Source organism: Mesorhizobium sp. B263B2A, from assembly GCF_020165775.1.
Classification (GTDB): domain Bacteria; phylum Pseudomonadota; class Alphaproteobacteria; order Rhizobiales; family Rhizobiaceae; genus Mesorhizobium; species Mesorhizobium opportunistum.
Genome location: NZ_JAIUIU010000040.1, coordinates 23,273 through 41,821, shown reverse-complemented (window position 1 = coordinate 41,821; position 18,549 = coordinate 23,273). Strand labels below are relative to the sequence as shown.

At 64.7% G+C, this 18,549-nt stretch carries 15 protein-coding genes; 4 read left to right on the top strand and 11 right to left on the bottom strand.

Annotated features, from left to right (window positions below):
- The first annotated feature begins 168 nt into the window (after positions 1–168).
- Positions 169–894 carry a DNA polymerase III subunit epsilon gene (dnaQ, locus tag LB568_RS31815; RefSeq protein WP_224732262.1) on the top strand — a complete coding sequence of 242 codons (726 nt, stop codon included), beginning with the start codon at positions 169–171 and terminating at the stop codon, positions 892–894.
- 3 nt (positions 895–897) lie between these two features.
- Here dnaQ and LB568_RS31810 read toward each other — a convergent pair whose 3' ends face one another.
- The 9 genes from LB568_RS31810 to LB568_RS31770 all read right to left on the bottom strand — a co-directional run bounded on the left by LB568_RS31810 (position 898) and on the right by LB568_RS31770 (position 11,842).
- On the bottom strand, positions 898–1,854 hold the full coding sequence (locus tag LB568_RS31810) for an alpha/beta hydrolase (protein WP_224732261.1): 957 nt from the start codon (positions 1,852–1,854) through the stop codon (positions 898–900).
- A gap of 9 nt (positions 1,855–1,863) precedes the next feature.
- Positions 1,864–2,544: an isochorismatase family protein gene (locus LB568_RS31805; RefSeq protein WP_224732260.1), complete on the bottom strand. Its 681-nt coding sequence runs from the start codon at positions 2,542–2,544 to the stop codon at positions 1,864–1,866.
- 93 nt (positions 2,545–2,637) lie between these two features.
- Positions 2,638–3,942: a M24 family metallopeptidase gene (locus tag LB568_RS31800; protein ID WP_224732259.1), complete on the bottom strand. Its 1,305-nt coding sequence runs from the start codon at positions 3,940–3,942 to the stop codon at positions 2,638–2,640.
- A 322-nt stretch (positions 3,943–4,264) separates the two neighbouring features.
- Positions 4,265–5,233, bottom strand: a complete 969-nt coding sequence (locus LB568_RS31795) for a GlxA family transcriptional regulator (RefSeq protein ID WP_224732258.1) — start codon at positions 5,231–5,233, stop codon at positions 4,265–4,267.
- Positions 5,234–5,281: 48 nt separating this feature from the next.
- On the bottom strand, positions 5,282–6,463 hold the full coding sequence (locus tag LB568_RS31790) for a trans-sulfuration enzyme family protein (RefSeq protein WP_224732257.1): 1,182 nt from the start codon (positions 6,461–6,463) through the stop codon (positions 5,282–5,284).
- Positions 6,460–7,899 (bottom strand): pyridoxal-phosphate dependent enzyme, encoded by a 1,440-nt coding sequence (locus tag LB568_RS31785; protein WP_224732256.1) that lies wholly within the window; start codon positions 7,897–7,899, stop codon positions 6,460–6,462. Before LB568_RS31785 ends, LB568_RS31790 begins: the two co-directional genes overlap by 4 nt.
- 362 nt (positions 7,900–8,261) lie before the next feature.
- A complete protein-coding gene (locus LB568_RS31780) occupies positions 8,262–9,596 on the bottom strand; it encodes an FAD/NAD(P)-binding protein (protein WP_224732255.1) in 1,335 nt (444 codons plus the stop codon).
- A 55-nt stretch (positions 9,597–9,651) separates the two neighbouring features.
- Complete coding sequence (locus tag LB568_RS31775) at positions 9,652–10,155, bottom strand: RrF2 family transcriptional regulator (protein WP_224732254.1); 504 nt, start codon at positions 10,153–10,155, stop codon at positions 9,652–9,654.
- A 484-nt stretch (positions 10,156–10,639) separates the two neighbouring features.
- Positions 10,640–11,842 carry a helix-turn-helix transcriptional regulator gene (locus LB568_RS31770; protein WP_224732253.1) on the bottom strand — a complete coding sequence of 401 codons (1,203 nt, stop codon included), beginning with the start codon at positions 11,840–11,842 and terminating at the stop codon, positions 10,640–10,642.
- Between the two features lie 523 nt (positions 11,843–12,365).
- Between LB568_RS31770 and LB568_RS31765 the strand changes: the two genes are divergently transcribed.
- The gene (locus tag LB568_RS31765) at positions 12,366–13,007 is read left to right on the top strand and encodes a LysE family translocator (RefSeq protein WP_013892115.1); all 642 of its coding nucleotides are present in this window, start codon (positions 12,366–12,368) and stop codon (positions 13,005–13,007) included.
- Between the two features lie 24 nt (positions 13,008–13,031).
- Here the strand turns inward: LB568_RS31765 and LB568_RS31760 are convergent, their stop codons facing one another.
- Together LB568_RS31760 and LB568_RS31755 are read right to left on the bottom strand one after the other, a co-directional pair.
- Complete coding sequence (locus LB568_RS31760) at positions 13,032–13,661, bottom strand: hypothetical protein (protein ID WP_412033940.1); 630 nt, start codon at positions 13,659–13,661, stop codon at positions 13,032–13,034.
- Between the two features lie 126 nt (positions 13,662–13,787).
- Positions 13,788–15,002: a YadA-like family protein gene (locus LB568_RS31755; RefSeq protein WP_224732251.1), complete on the bottom strand. Its 1,215-nt coding sequence runs from the start codon at positions 15,000–15,002 to the stop codon at positions 13,788–13,790.
- A gap of 587 nt (positions 15,003–15,589) precedes the next feature.
- Between LB568_RS31755 and LB568_RS31750 the strand changes: the two genes are divergently transcribed.
- Positions 15,590–16,711 carry a helix-turn-helix transcriptional regulator gene (locus tag LB568_RS31750; protein WP_224732250.1) on the top strand — a complete coding sequence of 374 codons (1,122 nt, stop codon included), beginning with the start codon at positions 15,590–15,592 and terminating at the stop codon, positions 16,709–16,711.
- A gap of 125 nt (positions 16,712–16,836) precedes the next feature.
- Complete coding sequence (locus LB568_RS31745) at positions 16,837–17,958, top strand: helix-turn-helix transcriptional regulator (protein ID WP_224732249.1); 1,122 nt, start codon at positions 16,837–16,839, stop codon at positions 17,956–17,958.
- Positions 17,959–18,549: the final 591 nt, after the last annotated feature.

Here is an 18,549-nt window from a genome sequence, read left to right as displayed (position 1 = left end):
ACGGATGAGGGGTGTTCCAGCGGAGTGAGGCATCTGCTTTCGCTGGAACACCCCTCATCCGTCGTCTTCGGCGACACCTTCTCCCGCAAGGGGAGAAGGGAAAACAGGCATTGGCCATTGCCATTTTGTTCCGGTCTGGCGATTCTGCCCCCAGGAGCACCTGATTCGATGCGCGAGATCATCTTCGATACAGAAACCACCGGCCTGGATTCGCGCGACGACCGCGTGATCGAGCTGGGCGGCGTCGAGCTGGTCAACCGGTTCCCGACCGGCCGCACCTTCCACCACTACATCAATCCTCAAGGGCGCGCGATCCATGCGGAGGCGCAAGCCGTGCACGGCATCAGCGCTGCCGACCTCGCGGGCAAGCCGACCTTTGCCGAGATCGTCGAGGAATGGCTGGCCTTCACCGACGGCGCCAAGCTGGTCGCGCACAATGCGACCTTCGATATCGGCTTCCTCAACGTCGAATTCGGCCGGCTCGGCCATCCCGTCGTCGATCCCGGCCTTGTCGTCGACACGCTGGCGCTGGCGCGCCGCAAGCATCCGATGGGCCCCAACTCGCTCGACGCGCTCTGCCGGCGCTACGGCATCGACAACGCCAAGCGCACCAAGCACGGCGCCTTGCTCGATTCCGAACTGCTGGCCGAGGTCTATATCGAGCTGATCGGTGGCAAGCAGGCCGCCCTCATCCTCGACAGCGCGACCGCGCCGGCGCAGCGCGGCGAAAATGTCCGCCACATCGAAATCATTGCCGCCGTGCGCCCGGGTCCGTTGCTGCCGCGCCTGACCGAGGCGGAGCGCGCTGCTCATGCCGCCATGGTCGCCACGCTCGGCGAAAAGGCGCTCTGGCTGAAGGCCACTTCATCCGAGGCAAAGGCCGCGGCGTCGTAAGAGTCAGTACGGCCACTCGCCGCGACCCAGAGCCGCGATAGCCGAAATGATGCGCCCAAAGGCTTGCGCCGCCGCCGGCACCGTGGTGCGGGCGCGCAGAAAACTGTGCACCAGGCGTTTTTCTTCATGCCACCATGCCTTGCCGCCGGCCGCCAGGATGTGGTCGCGATAGGTCTCGCCATCGGATGACAGCGGATCGCATTCAGCCATGACGATCGCCGTCGGTGGCAGGCCGGAGAAATCTCTGTCGCGCAGCGGCGAGAATGTCGGGTCGTCGGGCGATTGCCGCTTGGCCGACCGCACGTCGCGGTAAAAAGCAATGTCGCCGACGGACAGCAGCGGCGCGTTGGCGTGTTCGACATAGGAGCCGGACCTCTCGTCGCCGCCGAGGCCGGGATAGATCAGCACCTGGCCGATCGCAGCGCGGGGATGACCGCGCGTCGCCTGCGCCACCGCCGCCGCCAGATTGCCGCCGGCGCTCTCGCCGCACAGCACGATCGGTTCGCCAGTCTTGGCCGCCCATTCGAAGGCGGCCAGCGCATCGTCGAAGGCGGCGGGGTGGATATGTTCGGGCGCCAGACGGTAGTCGACGGACAGCACGGCATAGCCGGTGCCGGCACAGATTTCCGCGCAGATGTCGTCATGGCTGTTGAGCCCGCCAAGGATGAAGCCGCCGCCATGGTAGTAGAGCACCGTCGCGCGCGGCGCGCTGCCGGCGAGCTGGTAACGCCGAACCGGAATGTCGCGGCCGGCGGCAGCGATCAGCCCGTCCTTGGCGATGACGCCGGGCGGATAGGGCTGGCGCAGCGCCCGGCACATGCGGTCGTAGATCGCGCGCTGTTTGGCGATCGGCAGGTCGACGGTTTCGGGCGGATACCAGGCATTGATGGCGTCGATATAGGCCCACAGCGCCGGATCGAGCCGTGTCTCATATTCGCCGCGGCTGGTCTTGTCAGTCATGCCGGCAATTCAAAGCTCGGCATAGAGCGCGGCCGCATTGTCGAAGCTGAAGCGCAGCGGCACCGAGCCCTCGACCTGCCAGGCCGTCACGCTTTCGCCCGCCAGCAGCCGGCAGGCGCCGTCGGTATCGATGACCGCGCCGCCATAGAGCCGGTTGGCGAGGTTGAGGATGCCGGTCTGGTGCATGGCCGCGCTGCCGCTGCCGCAGGCATCCTTGACCAGCAGCACGCGAAATCCCCTGGCCACGGCGTCCTTCACGGATGCGTCGATGCAGGCCTCCGTCCAGACGCCGGCGACGACAAGCCATTCGATGCCGCTTGCCTTGATCTGATCGGCACCCGGCCCCGAACGGAAGGCGCTAGCCTCGGCCTTGATCAGCAGCGCCTCGCCCTCGGCCGGCGCCACCTCTTGGCAGATTTCGGTCAGCGGATCGCTCTTGTCGGAGAAGGCCGACTTGCCGTCCCCCCCGACCGGGTGAAACGGCCGGTCCTGTTTGTCGAGATCGACGATATAGGCCCAGTGATAGAGCGGCACATGGTTCTGCCGCGCCGCCGCCTGCAGGCGCTGGACGTTGGCGAGAATGCCGGCAAAGCCCTCGACCAGATAGCGCGGATCCTGCCGGTGTTCCTCCTGCAGGTCGATGAAGACGGCGGCCACGGTGCCGCGTTTGATGGAGATGGGGCTTTTCATGCGGATGCGCCTGGGTGTTGCATGGGCAAGGCAGTCAAAGACCCTTCCGTATGCCGGCAGGACAGGAACGAGGCGCTCATTGGTTGCCAACCGTCAAACCTGCTTCTCCAGAAACTCGTCCTCATAGGGGAAGCGCGACAGAAGCTCCGTACCAGTCTCGGTGATCAGGATCTCGTCCTCCAGCTTGACGCCCTCGCGGCCGCCCTTCTCGCCTATATAGCTTTCCACGCTCACCACCATGCCTGGCACGATATGGCCGTCGCGGCCATAGGTCTCGTAATCCATGGCATGGGCAATGAACGGTGTCTCGCCATGCATGCCGACGCCGTGCATGACCGAGGTGTAGCGCTGGTCGACGAAGCGGTCCGGGATCTTCCACGCCTTCTCGGCGATCTCGCGGAACGCCATGCCGGGTTTGACGATCGAAATGTTGTGTTGAACCTGGTCATGCGCCATGCGGTAGAGCGACTTCTGGTAGTCGGTCGGCTTGCCCGGCCCGCAGCGGAAGGTGCGCGAGAAATCGGAATAATAGCCATAGCAGCCGATCGTGTCGGTATCGAGCGCCAAAAGTTCGCCGGGCCGGATCTTGCGGCCGCTGGCCTCGTTGAACCACGGGTTGGTGCGCTGGCCGGAGGTCAGCAGCCGCGTCTCGATGAACTCGCCGCCCTGGCGGATCACCTCGCCATACATGATGGCGAACAGCTCGTTTTCGGAGACGCCGGGTTTGATCGCCTCGCGCACCGCGTAGACGGCGGCCTCGGCGCCAGCCATCGACACCTGCAGGCACTTCACCTCCTCCGGCGTCTTCACCGCGCGCACGGCAAGGATCTCGCCCTGGCAATCCTTGACCTCGCAGCCGCGCTTTTCCAGCGCCAACGCCTGCAGATGGCTGCAGCGGTCGAGCCCGAGCTTCATCGAGCCGCCGCCGTGCTGCTTCAGGAGTTCGGCGATCTCGTCGGCGAACGGACCGGCGGTCTCGTCGTCGCGGCCGGAGACCGACGACCAGACGAGCTTGGAAGGACGCGCCTCGTCGATCGTGTCGAGCACCATCGAGACATGGTAGCTCTGCGGATACTCGAACAGCACGATCGGCCCTTCGGTCGGAATGAAGAAATAGCGGGTCGAGTTGCGCAGGAAATAGCCGAACATGTTGCGCGAGCCGGTGGCGTAACGCTGGTTGTAAGGGTCGAACAGCACGACGCCGCCATAACCGGCGTCGCGCATCCAGCCACGCAGCTTGGCCAGCCGGCCTTTGCGCAGGGCGTCGGCATCGATGAAGGACGGCTCGGTGTCCGACAGCCACATGCCGCCCGCCGAATCGGCCGCCGCGGGGTGGCGCATGCGATCCTTGAAGTCCACGTCCTCGGTGCTGTCGGGGTCGAATACGACGATGCTCATGGGGTGCCTGGCCTTGGGTGGTTGCGAGGTGGGAGCATGGCGCAGGCGGGGCGGAAGCATTGTGCGGAAAACCGCGTGTGTTGTGCGGAATGCCGCTGGGCCAATGAGAGATGCTGGCGGGACAGCACCCCCCTCTGCCCTGCCGGGCATCTCCCCCGCAAGGGGGGAGATCAGCTGTCATTTCCGGCTTTCGCCAATCTCCAGCGATGTAAGGTGAACGGCGGCATTGAAACTGCCAATCTCCCCCCTTGCGGGGGAGATGTCCGGCAGGACAGAGGGGGGTGCTGTCCCGCTAACCTCTCATAGCGTCAGTGAGCGCAAACTAATGCCTCCGTGCCAGTTTCGGCGCGTGCCCATGCTCCTCGCGAAACGCGCGGGCAAAGCTCGACATCGAGGCGAAGCCGCAGGCCAGCGCCACGTCGCGCACGGCGAGCGTCGAGTGCGCCAGGAGGTCGGCGGCGCGTTTCAGCCTGAGCCGCCGGTAGTAGCCGTTGGGCGAGATGGCGAGTTCGGACCGAAAACTGCGCTCGAGCTTGTCGGAGGAGACGCCGAGCCGGGCCGTCAGCTCCGCCATGCCGAGCCGCTCCTCCACCGCGTCCTCCATGATGGCGATCGCCGACAGCACCAGCTCGTTCTGCACGCCGGTGCGCAGCCTGAGCGGCATCAGCTTGCGGTCGACGCTGGAACGCAACTGGCTGTGCACGAACCATTCGGCGACGCCGGCGGCAAGCTCGGCGCCGTAATCCCGGGTGACGATCTCCAGCATCATGTCGAGGCTGCCGACGCCGCCGGCCGAGGTGAAGCGCTTGCGGTCGATGACATAGAGGTCGCGCCTGAGCTCGATGTTCGGGAACGCCTCGGTGAAGGCGGCCTGGCTGGTCCAGTGCAAGGTGCAGGCATGGCCGTCGAGCAGGCCCGCGCGGGCGAGAAAGAACGCCGCATCCGCCACCGCACCGATATGCGCGCCATTGCGCAGGCTGCGGCGGATCCAGCTCGCGGCGTCTTCGGCGACGAGATGATCGGCATCGCCACCCGAGCAGACGACGATGCGGTCGACCTTGGGCGCATCCTCGGCATAAAAGCCCGGCTGGATGACGACGCCGTTCGAAGCCTCGACCGCCCCTTTCGAGCCGCCGACGATGATCCAGCGATAGCACTGCCGCTTGGCCAGCACATTGGCGGCGCGCAGCGGCTCGATCACCGAGCTGAACGCCATCATCGGAAAGCCGGGAAACACCAGCACCGCGAAGGTGAGGGGTTCGGTGGGTTTCGGAGGTTCGCGCGTGGCCATGGGCGCTACAATTCGGGCAGATGGTGTGCGGGGTCAACCGGGGATGGGCTATCCCCCCAGCGCCTGATCCAGATCCGCGATCAGATCGTCGCCATCCTCGATTCCCGCCGATAGCCGCACCAGCGAATCCGATATGCCGATCTCTGCCCGCTTCTCCGACGGGATCGATCCATGCGTCATCAGCGCCGGGTGTTCGATCAGGCTCTCGACCCCGCCGAGGCTTTCGGCCAGCGTGAACAATTGCGTTCGTTCGAGGAAGCGTTTTGTCCCGGCAAGATCGCGGTCCAGCACGACGGTGATCATGCCGCCGAAGGCGTACATCTGCTGGACGGCGATGGCGTGCTGCGGGTGGCTGGCGAGGCCGGGATAGATGACGCGGCGTATGTCCTTGCGGGCTTCCAGCCACTGCGCGATCTTCAGCCCGTTGTCGGAATGACGCTCCATCCTGAGCGCCAGTGTCTTCAGGCCGCGCAGCGCCAGGAAGCTGTCGAACGGACCCGATATGGCGCCGATGGCGTTCTGCAGGAATTTCAGCTGGGCGGCCAGCTCCTTGTTGTCGCCGACGACGGCGACGCCACCGACCATGTCGGAATGGCCGTTGAGATATTTGGTCGTCGAATGGACCACGATGTCGATGCCGAGTTCCAGCGGCCGCTGGATATAGGGGCTGCAAAACGTATTGTCGGCGACCGACAGGATGCCCTTGCGCTTGGCCAGTGCGGCGACGCCTTCGAGGTCGACGATGCGCAGCAGCGGGTTGGTCGGCGTCTCGACCCAGAGCATCTTCGTCTCCGGCCGGATCGCGGCCTCCACCGCCGCAAGATCGGTGAAATCGACGAACGAGACCTTGAGATCGGCAGAGCGCTTGCGCACCCGCTCCATCAGCCGGAAGGAACCGCCATAGATGTCGTCGGTGGCGACGATATGCGCGCCGCTGTCGAGCAGCTCCAGCACGGTGGCGATCGAGGCCAGCCCGGAGGCGAAGGCGAAGGCCGCCGAGCCGCTTTCGAGGTCGGCCACGGCGCGCTCGAAGGCAAAGCGCGTCGGGTTCTGGCTGCGGGCATATTCAAAGCCCTTGTTAACGCCGGGCGACTGCTGGCCATAGGTCGAGGTGGCGTAGATCGGCACCATCACGGCACCGGTCAGCGGATCGTGGCTCTGGCCGCCATGGATGGTGCGCGTCGAAAAAGCCAGGCGGTTTTTGCCCGATGGCGAGGGATTTTCAGTCATCGTGCGCGCCTCAAATGGTTGATCAGATCGATGCGGGTTATCAGGCCGACGAACTCGTCGCCGTCGAAGATGATGGCGACCTCATTGCGGTCGAACACCGGCAGCAGCGCATCCAGCGTCTGGCTGGCCTGCAGCGTGTGCAGGTTGGAAGTCATCGCCGTGCGCACCGGCATGTTGAAGCGTTCCCAACGCCCGTCATAGGGACCGTCGACATGAGCAAGAATATCGCTTTCGTCGACGATGCCGACGAGCTTGCCATTGTCGAGCACCGGCAACTGCGAGACATCGGAACGGCGCATGCGGCCATAGGCGTTGAGCAGGCTTTCGTCCGGGCCGATAGAGACGGTGTCGCCGGTGCGATGCGTGCGCATGACGAGGTCGCGCAGATCGCCATGCTGTTCGTGCTCGGCCAGCCCCTGCTCGGCCAGCCAGAAATCGTCGAACACCTTTGACAGGTATTTGTTGCCGCTGTCGCAGACGAAGGTGACGACGCGCTTGGCCGTCGTCTGTTCGCGGCAATAGCGCAAGGCCGCCGACAAAAGCGTGCCCGAGGATGAGCCGGCCAGGATGCCTTCACGGGACAAGAGATCGCGCACCGCCAGCATGCTCTGCTTGTCGGTGATCGAATAAGCCTTCTTGACCAGCGACAAATCGGCATTGGGCGGCACGAAATCCTCGCCGATGCCTTCCACCGTCCAACTGCCGGCCTCTTCCATCTTGCCGGTCTTGATCAAGGGCGCCAGCACCGAGCCGACCGGATCGGCGAGCACCATTTCGGTCTTCGGGGAAACCTTGGCGAAGTAACGGCCAAGGCCGGTCAGCGTGCCGCCCGAGCCGACGCCGACCACCACCGCGTCGACATCGCCATCAAGCTGCGAAAAGATTTCCGGGCCGGTGGTGGTCTCATGCGCCAGCGGGTTGGCCGGATTGGCGAACTGGTTGGCATAGAAGGCGCCGGGCACCTCCGCCGCGATCTTCTCGGCCATGTCCTGGTAATATTCGGGGTGCCCCTTGCCGACATCGGAGCGCGTCATGCGCACCTCGGCGCCCAGCGCGCGCAGATGCTGGATCTTTTCACGCGACATCTTGTCGGGCACGACCAGCACGATGCGGTAGCCCTTGGGGATGCCGACCTGGGCAAGGCCAAGGCCGGTATTGCCGGCGGTCGCCTCGACGATCGTGCCGCCCGGCTTCAGCCTGCCCTCCTTCTCGGCCGCGGCAATCATCGACAGCGCGATACGGTCCTTGATCGAGCCGCCCGGATTCTGGCTTTCGAGCTTGATGAACAGCCGGCACTTGCCCGTGTCGAACTTGGTCAGCTCGACCACCGGCGTCTGGCCGATCAGGTCGAGAACCGATTTATAGGGCGAACGCAGACGGGATGTCGCGCTTTCCGAGAGGTCGCTGTCAGGCGCGGCGATCTTGTGCTTGCTCATATCGAAACTCCCTGATCAAGCGACCGCCTCGCAGGCTGGGCGGCAGCGTAGCCTCTTTTCCGGCCGTTTACAGTCGGAAAGAAGATAGATCGTGCCAATCGGCCGGCCAGATAAGGAATGAAATTCCGGGTCTGGCGGTGGCGTACACCAGCCTCCCAATCCAACGATTGGCGGGACGCACCCCCCTCTGTCCTGCCGGACATCTCCCCCGCAAGGGGGGAGATTGGCCGTCATCTCGGCTTTCGCCTATCTCCAACGGCAAAGTTGGGGCCACCAGAGAAGCTGCAGATCTCCCTCCTTGCGGGGGAGATGGCCGGCAGGCCAGAGGGGGGTGCTGTCCCGCCGGCATCAAGAGGTTTGTCTCAGCCTAAGAGCCGCTTGCTCAGCCGCGCGCACTGCACGCGGATATCGGGGATGGCGTCGATTTCGAAGAAAGTGCCCCTGGTCAGCGGGCCGACGGCGAGGATCTTGGCCGAAACCGTGCCGTCGCTGGCGATGATCTCGCAATTGGCCGACACGTCGAGGCCGATGCGCAGCGGGTCCGGCCGGGCCAGCCCGCGGTCGACCAGCGAGCGCACCACGCTGTTCGACGAGGTCGAGATGTCGCGCACGATGCCCGAGCAATCATAGATGCGGGCGACGTCGAAGGTCTCGAGGCGCTGCGTGTGGCGCGACTGGACCTTGACCGTGAACTCCGCGCCGCGTGCGATGTCGATGACGCGTCCGGCCACCAGCCGGATGCGGCCGGACTGCACGGCCTGCGTCACCCGGGCGTAGACTTCGGGCGCCATGCGGTGGCGGTGGATGTCCCACCACGCCTTGGTGTGTTCGACGAAGCGGCGCTTGGCCGAGGATGGCCAGTTCTGCCAGATCTTCTGGTTGAACGGCCTGAGGCCGTCGACCACGTCGCGCCAGTCGACGCCGGCCTTCTGGTTTTCCTTGATCAGCTTGCGGAACCAGCCGACGAAATAGGAAAGCTGGGTGCCGAGCGGGATGTCGGCGACGTCGAGCTTGATCGGGTTGCCCTTGCGGTGCGGCGAGGGCAGCAAGCCGCGCCGCGACACCGCGACGATGTCGCCGCGATGGCCGCGCTGTTCCAGCGCCAGGAACGCGTCGACCATGCTGAGGCCGGTGCCCAGCACCATGACGCTGCTGTCCGGGGCGAGCGCGGTGTCGGCTTCCGAGCCCATCCGGATCGCATGGCCTTGGGCCGGCTCCTCGTCATGGCCGGTGGCCAGCACCGCAAGATGGGCGACGACGCTGGTGCCGTTGGCGAGCGCGACCTCGACGCCGGACGCGGTGGGGGTGATCGACAGGCTTTCCTCGCGGATCAGGCGAAGCCGCCCCGTCTTGAGTTCGCGGGCCTCGAGTTCGTCGAGCAGTTCGCCGAGATAACGCGCATAGACGCTGCGCGGCGCATAGACCGGCGCCTGGTCCTGGGTGGCAAGGCCGCGCTCCAGCAGCCAGCGCCAGAAATTGCCGGGATCGTCGGCATAGGCACTCATGCCGGCGGCGCTGACATTGAGCACATGCGCCGACAGCAGCGTGGAATAGGCAATGCCCTGGCCGAAATGCGGGCGCTTTTCGACCAGCGTCACGCGCAGATCGGGATTGGGCGATTTCAACAGATGCGCCGCCAGCACGACGCCGCTGGCGCCGCCGCCGACGATGATGATGGAATTGGCGCGCCCGCTCATGCGCGTTCCAGCCCCATGCGAACTGTCAGGATGCGAACTGTCAGGATGCGAGGCGTCAGGCCTTGAGCTTCACGGCGACTGCAAGGTCGTCGATGTCCCTCGCAACCGTAAGGTCGTCGCTGCCCGTCGCGTCCGCAAGGTCGTCGAAGCCGATATCGCGCATTTCGGCCAGGCTGCGCTGGTCGAGCACCTCGGCGATCGCCTGCCGGACCTCGAGCATCAGATGTCGGACTTGGCATGTCGCCTCGTTGCAGTCTTCACAGCGCTGATATTGTGTGCGGCTGGCGCATGGAATTGGCGCCAGCGGACCGTCGAGCACGCGTACGACGTGGCCGATCTTGATCTCGTCGGCCGGCCGCGCCAGGCGATAACCACCGTCCTTGCCCTTGCGGCTCTGGACGAAGCCGGCATTGCGCAGCTCGCCCAGGATGGCGTCAAGGAATTTCTTCGGGATGTTGTTGCCGGTCGCGATATCGCCGACGAAAGCGAGCTGTCCGGCCGGCATCCGCGCCAGGTGGACCAGCGCCTTAAGGCCGTACTTGCCTTTTTTGGTGAGCATGAACCGAACGTTTCTCTGTCATGCGATGGCCTCGAGCCATCCGTTGCGAAACGCCTGGCGTGCCTCCCCGCCGCGTCCAAGCATCCATGACACATAAATTCTAGTGACATGATATACAAGCCAATTGCGATTGATCTTGCTTGGTTTTCAAGCCGTTGCGGCCATTTTAGGCCCGGCTTGTGACGCCACGGACACAGAAACGCGGCTTGCGTGCCCCGAGGCCCGCGGCTGGAGCCCGGCGCCGCCGGCGATCGCCCCGATACGGTCGGTCTGGCCTCTCATCGTCGTCTCCGGCTCTCTATGTCGATAAGATTACTATACTTAACCTCCGGTACGTGGAACGAGTTGTCAAATCACAAGCCATTTGCAGCATGGATTTGCCTCCTGTTTGCCAAATTGGGAATTCTCCCCTGCAATGATGCAACACGGGATCGGCTGCCTTTGGCTGGTCATCCCGTGATCGTGCCCTCCCAGGTGCGAATGGTCAGAGCGGCGATGCCAGCGATGCGACAAGCCTGACGAGATCGACCTGGCGGCGAACATCGGTCTTCTCGAAAACATGCAGGAGATGTGTCTTGACCGTGGCGCTCGCCAGGCCAAGAGCCTTTGCGATCTCGCGCTGGGTGCGGCCGGCGACGATCAGTTCCACGATGCGAACCTCGGCGGGGGTCAGGCCGTAGAGGGCCGCGAACGCATCGAAGGGAAGACTTATCGGTCTGTCGACCGGAGCGACGAAGAGGGCCGCTATCGCTCGCCGGAACAGGCCGGGACGACTTTCGCGCCGCTTCAGCGGCAGGACATGGATGATGCGCGGTTCTCCCGACAGGCCACGTGTCGGAAAACCGGTGCCGCCGCGGCGCCCGAGCGCGGCCTCGTTGCCGGCGGCCTGGGCGACCGCGTCCTCTATCGCCGACGAGATCGCGGGCGAGGCGTCCGAGACGACAAGGCGGCCATTGCTGACCTTGATCGGGTCCTTGCGGGCCAGCATGGCCTCGGCGACCGGATTGGCGTGGACCAGGGTCATCAGTTCATCGACCAGCACGACGCCGACCGAGAGGCCGTCCAGCACCGATGACACGTTGGCGGCGGCTATCGATTGCAGTTCGAGCAGCTGGCCGATGGCGATGGCGCGCCGAAAATGCGGGGCCAGGAGACGCAAGGCGTCGAGTTCGGCGCTGCCGACGATGCCGGCCGTCTCATGCCGTCCGAAGGAAAGCGTGGAAACCATGCGCGCATTGCGCTCCAATCCGATCGCGACCGCGTCGACCACCCCTTGCGGCTGCGCCCATTCGAGAAAATAGCGGCTGGCGACAAGCGCGGCATCCGGCACGGCCTGCGACTGCGCGATCGGTTCCTCGAGCGGATATTGCTTTACCTTGGTGTCACCACCCCAGAGATCGACGAGGTCCTGGCCGTAAGCGGGAAGCTCGCCGAGCTTCACCGAATCGATGCCGGTTGCGACGCCGAGCGTAACCTCCCCGCCCGGAAGCGGATACACGCCGAGAACCGCGTAGCAGAAGTCCAGCTCGGTGCGGATGCTTTCGACCACCGATTGCCATCGCGCCGGATCGAGGACGCAATCGTAAATCGTGCCGATGAGTTCCGAAATGCGCTCCGCCGGATAGGAGCGGCCAGTCATGTCGCCGTTCATGCCGGCCCGCACGGGTTGACGGTCACTGTCAAGCATCGCGTGCTGCTGCGCCGACATCGCTTCAACGGGATCAATCCCTCGTTCGATTTTGCGATTTGCTGTCTGAAGCCGACGCGGAGGTGGGGCACACCGAAAGCCAACTGAAAGTCAGTAGAAAAAAATAGAAGTTGGGAGTCAAGCCTAATCCAAATGGTGGACGCCGCGATGCCTGTTTTGTGATTGGCTGCGCCGGCTTGAGGTTGAACTGAGTTCAAGGCACGTGAGGCGCATCGGGAGAATTGCATTTCTCCGCCGCCAGTAATGCGTCGGCACATCAGCCAGGTCTTGAACCCACAGGACGGAACGGCGTCTATGCGCAGACACATTACATCTAGCTAATACTTGGAGAGAAACTTCAAGACGACGTGCTTGTCAGCCCCGCCAACGGCCGTCTTACCCGAAGAACATCGAAGCAGCTCGCGAAAGCGGGGCGCCCGTTGCCGGCCTTGGCCGGCATCTGGCCAGGGTGTCGCCTGGCCGGGAATCCCGACGACGTGCGGCCAAAGGAAGATCTGTCGGCATGTCCTGCACAGCGGAACTTTTCCTGAGTGCGATGCGTGGGGCCTTGCTGGGTTTCGCGGTCGCGGCTCCCATCGGTCCCACCGGCCTTTTATGCGTGCAGCGCACGATCGCGGGCGGCATCGCACCGGGTCTGGCGACCGGCTATGGGGCGGCGACCACACACTCGGTCTATGCCTCCATTGCCGCCGCCGGGCTTGGGGCGGTGGCGCATGTGCTGATCGGCTGGCACATGCTGCTGCAGCTCTGCGCGGGCATGTTCCTGCTCTACATGGCGGTGACGGCGGCGCGGCTGACGCCGTCGCTGGACGCTGGCCAGCAGCGGCGCATGCCATCGGGCCGGGCCTATGTGACAGGGTTGTTCTGGACGCTGGGCAACCCAATGACGCTGCTCGGCTTCTTCACGCTGACGCCGGGCATACTGGGAGCCGGCATCCCGTCCTGGGAAAGCCTGGCCATTGTCTCGGCCGGCGTGCTGCTCGGCTCGGCGGCCTGGTGGACGACGCTGACGCTGGCCACCAACCATCTGCGCAAGCGGCTCAGCGCGCGCGGGCTGCGCACCGTCAACCTCGTCTTCAGCTCGGGCCTGTTGGTCTTCGCACTGTCGCTGCTGGCAAGCGCGCTGCGGCTGGAATTGCTCTAGCGGCGGCCGCATGCGCGTGCCGCTTCAAGGCTTCGCCGCCTTCTTCGGCTGCACGGTCATCGAGGGTGCATCCGGCGGCGGGGCGGCCTCGTCGGGTTTCTGTTGCCCGGCGACGGGTGTGTCGGGTGCCTGCGGCGCTCCGGACGTCAGGTTGACCGACACGCCGTAGATCTTCCACTGTCGGTTAGCCGGTTCGAACAATAGCTCGAAATTGACCTGCATTGGCACCGACGGGAAAAACCCAGCCATGTGCAGCATGCCGTTCGGTTCGATCTGCGGCAGCAGGATCAGTTGCGGCTCAAGCACGGCGACGGCTCCGAAGTCGAGCGCCTGCTTGCGTTGGTTGGCGAAGATGTCGCCGAGTTGGGCGGCACTGTTGGCCTGGAAATTCGGCGAGCCGAGATCGCGCAGCACCGTATAGTTGCCGGTCTTGTTGGCCTGGTCGAGCGCCAGCAGCGTGCCCCGGATCAGGATCAGCACGCCGTTGCGGTCGATGTTGGCCGGGCGGGCGGCGTGGACCTTGTCGCCCTTCTCCGTCTTTTTGGCCTGCGCCACCGCAGCGCCCTGGGATGCCGCCAACAGGCCGAGCGACAGCAAGGCTGTCGCGGCCGCCCGCGCCATCCGCCTGACCGATGAAGATTGCGGGTGCTTCATGTGGCCTCTGAAGTTCATCCGAGATCGAGCCGCCGGCGGGGAGACAGGCGACCGCGTCTGTGGGAACGCGGCCGCCAGCGGCTTTTTCAAGCCAGCCCCCTCGCACCTCGGATCATGCCGACCGCATCAGTTCAGCGTCCATGACGCCCCGACGCTGACGCCGACATCGCCATGGCTGGTGGTGGCCGACAGAGCGGCGTTGAGGCGGAAGTCCTCGCTGGTGTTGTAGCCAAGGCCAAGCGCCAGGCCGGATTGACCCTTGAAGTGGCCGAAGCCGCCGGCGAGCGACAGTTTTTCAGGCCTGTCGTCGTAGCGCAGCCCCGCCGTCGCCAGCGCCAGCGCGGTGCCGGCACGCGCTTCCGTGCGGTTTTCGCTGATCTGATCACCGAGGCCCTGGAAGCCGGCCTCGAGCGCGCCGACGCGGCCGTCGAGATGAGTGATGTTGGTGGTGTTGGTCGTTACCCGCGTGTCGAGGTCCGCGATCTCGATCGTGTGCAGCGCAATCGCGGTGGTGTTGTTGGCGATGCGCGTTTCGTGATCGGCGAGTTCGCTCGTGTGGCTGCTCACAGTGCTGTTCAGCGTGCTGATATCGCTGCTGTTCTGGGCGACCTGTGCCGGCAGGTTCGCAAGCGTCGCCACATCGAACGTCGACGCCGCCAGATTGCCGGTGCTGTCCGTCGTCATCAGATAGGTAGGACCGGCCTGCGCGGCCTTGCTTGCCTGCGAAGCGACGCCGGTCAGCGTGTAGGTATTGAGGCCATTGCCAAGCATGACCTGGTTGTCGCGCGTCGTCGTTGCGCCCACGCCGATGGCGATGGAGTTGTCAAAATTGGCCGTCGCAGCGTCGCCGAGGGCAATTGCATTCGCGGCATTTGCCGTAGCCCCGTTGCCAACGGCCGTGGCGTTGCCGCCGTTCGCCTGGGCCGAGCTGCCAAGGGCGGTGGCGTTCACGGCATTCGCCTGGGACGCGGTGCCGAGGGCGGTGGCATTGGCCTGGTTCGCCCCGCCGGCGCCGGCCTCGGCCCCAGTGCCGATGGCCGTCGTGTTCGCATTGTTATAGTCGGTGGTCAGGCCGCCCGCGTTCGTGTCGAAAACAAGCCCGCCTGCGCCGGCGTTGACGCCGAGCGCCACGCTGTTGTCCCCGAAGGCACCCGCGCCATTGCCCATCGCAACCGAGAGAGTGCCATTGCTATTGGCGGATCTTCCGCATGCGGTGCCGCCGGATGACGTCTGCGCGAAAGCCGCTCCACCATCCTGACCATTGAAATCCTGGCAGATGACTCCTGCCGCGCGCGCCGTGCCGGGCGCGAAGGCGACGAAGCCGGCAGCCACGACAGCCATGATGGCTGGGGCCCCGAGAGCGGGCACTTGGGAGGATGCCGCGCGCACGAAAGCCGCTGTTGCGGCAGACATCGATGCAATGTGTTGTCGCAGAGGACGCGTCGGCGCCACAGTTCTGATCCTTGTCCCGGCAATGGCGTCTTCCGGTATGCTCGCCCGTTCGCTCGTTTCCGCAATCACGCTCAAAGCCCTCGCCTCCAAATGATCAACCAAGTCTCGCCGGCTCGCGGTCCCGCGCGATGGCCAGGCCGGTGGAGAGGCTCCGGCCATGGCTGGGCTGAAATAAAGCAGTGCGCTACCGACCGTTCGTGCTGTCGTCCCCCGACAGCAGTCGCCTTGCAAAACACCGATGCCCTCGAATTCCGCGCAGGACCGCAGCACCCGACGGGCGCAAACGAACACAAAGAAAATACCGCGTCTTCCACCATTCGGTGGATAGCGACGGCCAAAGCCCGATGGTACCGCCAAAGACTGGATCACCATCTCCCTTGTGAGATGACAGGGCTTGCCCGATCCGGATCATGCGTTCATTTTGCTGCCATGCAGCAAGGGATGGTGCGATGCACTCTGCTTTCTCGATGGCTCAGTTGTCCGAACTGATCGGGCTGATCTACGACGCCGCGATCGATCCCTCTCGCTGGCCCGTCGCGATCGAGGAGATGCGCATCGCGCTTGGCTTCGGGACCGCCGCCATCCGCCTGCAAGCGTTGCCGTCGGGCGAGGTGCTGGTCAACGTAACCAGCAACATCCCGCAGCCCTATGTCGACCAGATGGTCAGCTACGGCGCTGAAATCGTCGAGCTATGGGGTGGCATGGCGGTGGTAGGCTCGCTGCCGATGGATCGGCCGGCGGTGTTGAGCCAGCTCAATCCCAACCTCGACATCACGACGAACCGCTATTTTGTGGAGCTCGGCAGACCGCAAGGCATGATCGATTCCCTGGCACTGCCGCTCGCGCGGGATGGGCGTGGTCTCGGCTCGCTGTCCTTCAGTCGCCATGTCGATGCCCCTCCCATCAGCGATCTGCAGATCGAGGCCGCCCGCTTGTTGATCCCGCATCTCCAGCGCGCCGCGACGATCAACCGGCTGCTGGACATGGCGGCGATGGCCCGGTCGACCTTCGAGTCGGTGCTCGACACGCTGACGGCACCGGTCTTTCTCACCACCGCGGATCTGCATGTCGTGCATGCCAATCCGGCAGCGCATGCGATTGTCGCCGGGGGCGAGCTGCTGAACATCCGCAACGGGGTTTTGACCCCCAGCGTTTCCGCCGTGTCCAGCGCGCTGGCCGTCGCGGTATCCCAGGCAGCGCAGGACGAGAGCGCCATCGGCCGCAAGGGGTTGGGAGTTCCAATGCGCTGGCGCGACGGCTCGGCTGGAGCCTTGCATGTCCTGCCGCTGCGCCCGGGGCGCGGGGCGTTCGATGCCAGCGTGGTCGCGGCGGTGTTTGTGGCACGCGCGGATACACCCTTTGTCGCGCCGACCGCGCTGGTCGCCGCGCTGTTCGGCCTGACGCCGGCTGAGGCGCGCGTCTTCGAGCAGATCGCGGCGGGCCGCACGGTTGAGGAGACGTCGGATGCTCTCAACATCGGCCGCAGCACGGTCAGGACGCATCTGTTGCGGCTGTTCGAGAAGACCGGCGTGCGGCGGCAGGTCGAGCTGGTTCAACTCGCCGCGTCGCTCGCATCGCCCGTAGCCGCCAGCGTCTGACCGGCTATGAGCAGGCGACAATCTCCATCGGAAATTGGAGACTTGCCCAATACGGATCATGCGTTCAATTTTTTTGCAGTGCGGCAAGGGTGGTGGCGATGCGTTCTCCTCTCTCGATGGCTCGGTTGTCCGAACTGATAGGGCTGATCTACGACGCCGCGATCGATCCCTCGCGCTGGTCCGTCGCCATTGAAGAGATCCGCATCGCGCTCGATTTCGAGAACGCGGCCCTCAACCTGCAAGCGTTGCCGTCGGGCGAAGTGCTGCTCAACGTGACCAGCAACATGCCTCAGGACTACGTCGACCGGATCGCGGACTACGCCGTTGACATTACCGACCAGTGGGGTGGGCTGGCGGTGCTTTTGGCGCTGCCGCTGGATCAGCCCGCGGTGATGAGCCGCGTCAATCCAGGGGCGAGTACGACCAACCGCTACTCGCTGGAGTGGGCCAAGCCGCGGGGGTTGGTCGATGTCATGGGGCTGGGGCTCGCTCGCGACGAGCATGGTTTTGGGTCGCTGGGCCTTGGCCGCCACGAGAGCGTGGAGCCGATCGGTGACTATGAGATCGAGGCCGCCCGATTGTTGATCCCGCACCTGCAGTGCGCCGCGACGATCAACCGGCTGCTCGACATGGCGGCGATCGCCCGGTCGACCTTCGAGACGGTGCTCGACACGCTGACAGCACCGATCTTCCTCACCACCGCGGATCTGCGTGTCGTGCATGCCAACCCGGCGGCGCATGCGCTCGTCGCCGGCGGCGACCTCCTCAACATCCGCAACGGCGTTCTCACCGCCAGCGTGTCGGCCGTGTCCAGCGCACTGGCCGTCGCGGTATCGCAGGCGGCGCAGGACGAAAGCGCCATCGGCCGCAAGGGGCTGGGAGTTCCGATACGCTGGAAGGACGGCTCGGCCGGAGCCCTGCACGTGCTGCCGCTGCGTCCGGGGCGTGGGGCGTTCGATGCCAGCGTGGTCGCGGCGGTGTTCGTGGCCCGGGCCGATACGCCCTTTGTCGCGCCAACCGCGCTGGTCGCCGCGCTGTTCGGCCTGACGCCGGCCGAGGCGCGCGTCTTCGAGCAGATCGCAGCCGGCCGCACGGTTGAGGAGACGTCCGATGTCCTCGACATCGGCCGCAGCACGGTCAGGACGCATCTGCTGCGACTGTTCGAGAAGACCGGCGTGCGGCGGCAGGTCGAGCTGGTTCAGCTTGCCGCGTCGCTCGCCGCGCCCCTGGCTGGTATGGCTCCATAGGCAGGCCGACCCGCAAGCCAACCTGCTCGATCCGCTGGCCAGCGACGCCTTCTTGATCTCCAATGAGATTTTTGTCTTCGCGCGTGCGGCGGGACCGAACAGTTCCGCTTCACAGACGTAAGTGGCGGCGCGTGGATGGGTTGCGTGCCGCTCGCCCCCAACATAGGGGCAGAGCGTTGCTCGAGCGCACCGTAGTTACTCAGGCTTCCCAAGCCAAAAGAGCTTTTCTTTCTCCTCATTGCTTAGTGAATCGTAGGAAAATCTATGCTCTATCCTATGATGTGGGGCGTGATCCGAGTTTTCATATTTCCAGACTGGCATCCAGCCCCTTGGCGTGTATAGTATTCCCAACTTCGCGTTCCTATCTAACCTCGCTTCCTGCGTTTTTCGAAATAGCTCATTGACGTTTTCTGTTAATTGAGCCAGATCTGCCGCAAACAATGCGCCATTCTTGTCTGGTGAAACGAAATAGTCGACATTTTCCCTAGCAGAAGCTACACGATGTATTACTATACACCCTCCGCCGGGTTGCTCGCATATTACGACTAAACCTCCGTTTCCATCGGGCGCAAACTCAGCTAACAAATTTTC

Excerpts from the sequence above, each read along its gene's own strand:
- dnaQ (WP_224732262.1), top strand. The coding sequence starts at position 169 with ATGCGCGAGATCATCTTCGATACAGAAACCACCGGCCTGGATTCGCGC.
- LB568_RS31810 (WP_224732261.1), bottom strand. The coding sequence starts at position 1,854 with ATGACTGACAAGACCAGCCGCGGCGAATATGAGACACGGCTCGATCCG.
- LB568_RS31805 (WP_224732260.1), bottom strand. The coding sequence starts at position 2,544 with ATGAAAAGCCCCATCTCCATCAAACGCGGCACCGTGGCCGCCGTCTTC.
- LB568_RS31800 (WP_224732259.1), bottom strand. The coding sequence starts at position 3,942 with ATGAGCATCGTCGTATTCGACCCCGACAGCACCGAGGACGTGGACTTC.
- LB568_RS31795 (WP_224732258.1), bottom strand. The coding sequence starts at position 5,233 with ATGGCCACGCGCGAACCTCCGAAACCCACCGAACCCCTCACCTTCGCG.
- LB568_RS31790 (WP_224732257.1), bottom strand. The coding sequence starts at position 6,463 with ATGACTGAAAATCCCTCGCCATCGGGCAAAAACCGCCTGGCTTTTTCG.
- LB568_RS31785 (WP_224732256.1), bottom strand. The coding sequence starts at position 7,899 with ATGAGCAAGCACAAGATCGCCGCGCCTGACAGCGACCTCTCGGAAAGC.
- LB568_RS31780 (WP_224732255.1), bottom strand. The coding sequence starts at position 9,596 with ATGAGCGGGCGCGCCAATTCCATCATCATCGTCGGCGGCGGCGCCAGC.
- LB568_RS31775 (WP_224732254.1), bottom strand. The coding sequence starts at position 10,155 with ATGCTCACCAAAAAAGGCAAGTACGGCCTTAAGGCGCTGGTCCACCTG.
- LB568_RS31770 (WP_224732253.1), bottom strand. The coding sequence starts at position 11,842 with ATGCTTGACAGTGACCGTCAACCCGTGCGGGCCGGCATGAACGGCGAC.
- LB568_RS31765 (WP_013892115.1), top strand. The coding sequence starts at position 12,366 with ATGTCCTGCACAGCGGAACTTTTCCTGAGTGCGATGCGTGGGGCCTTG.
- LB568_RS31760 (WP_412033940.1), bottom strand. The coding sequence starts at position 13,661 with ATGAAGCACCCGCAATCTTCATCGGTCAGGCGGATGGCGCGGGCGGCC.
- LB568_RS31755 (WP_224732251.1), bottom strand. The coding sequence starts at position 15,002 with ATGGCTGTCGTGGCTGCCGGCTTCGTCGCCTTCGCGCCCGGCACGGCG.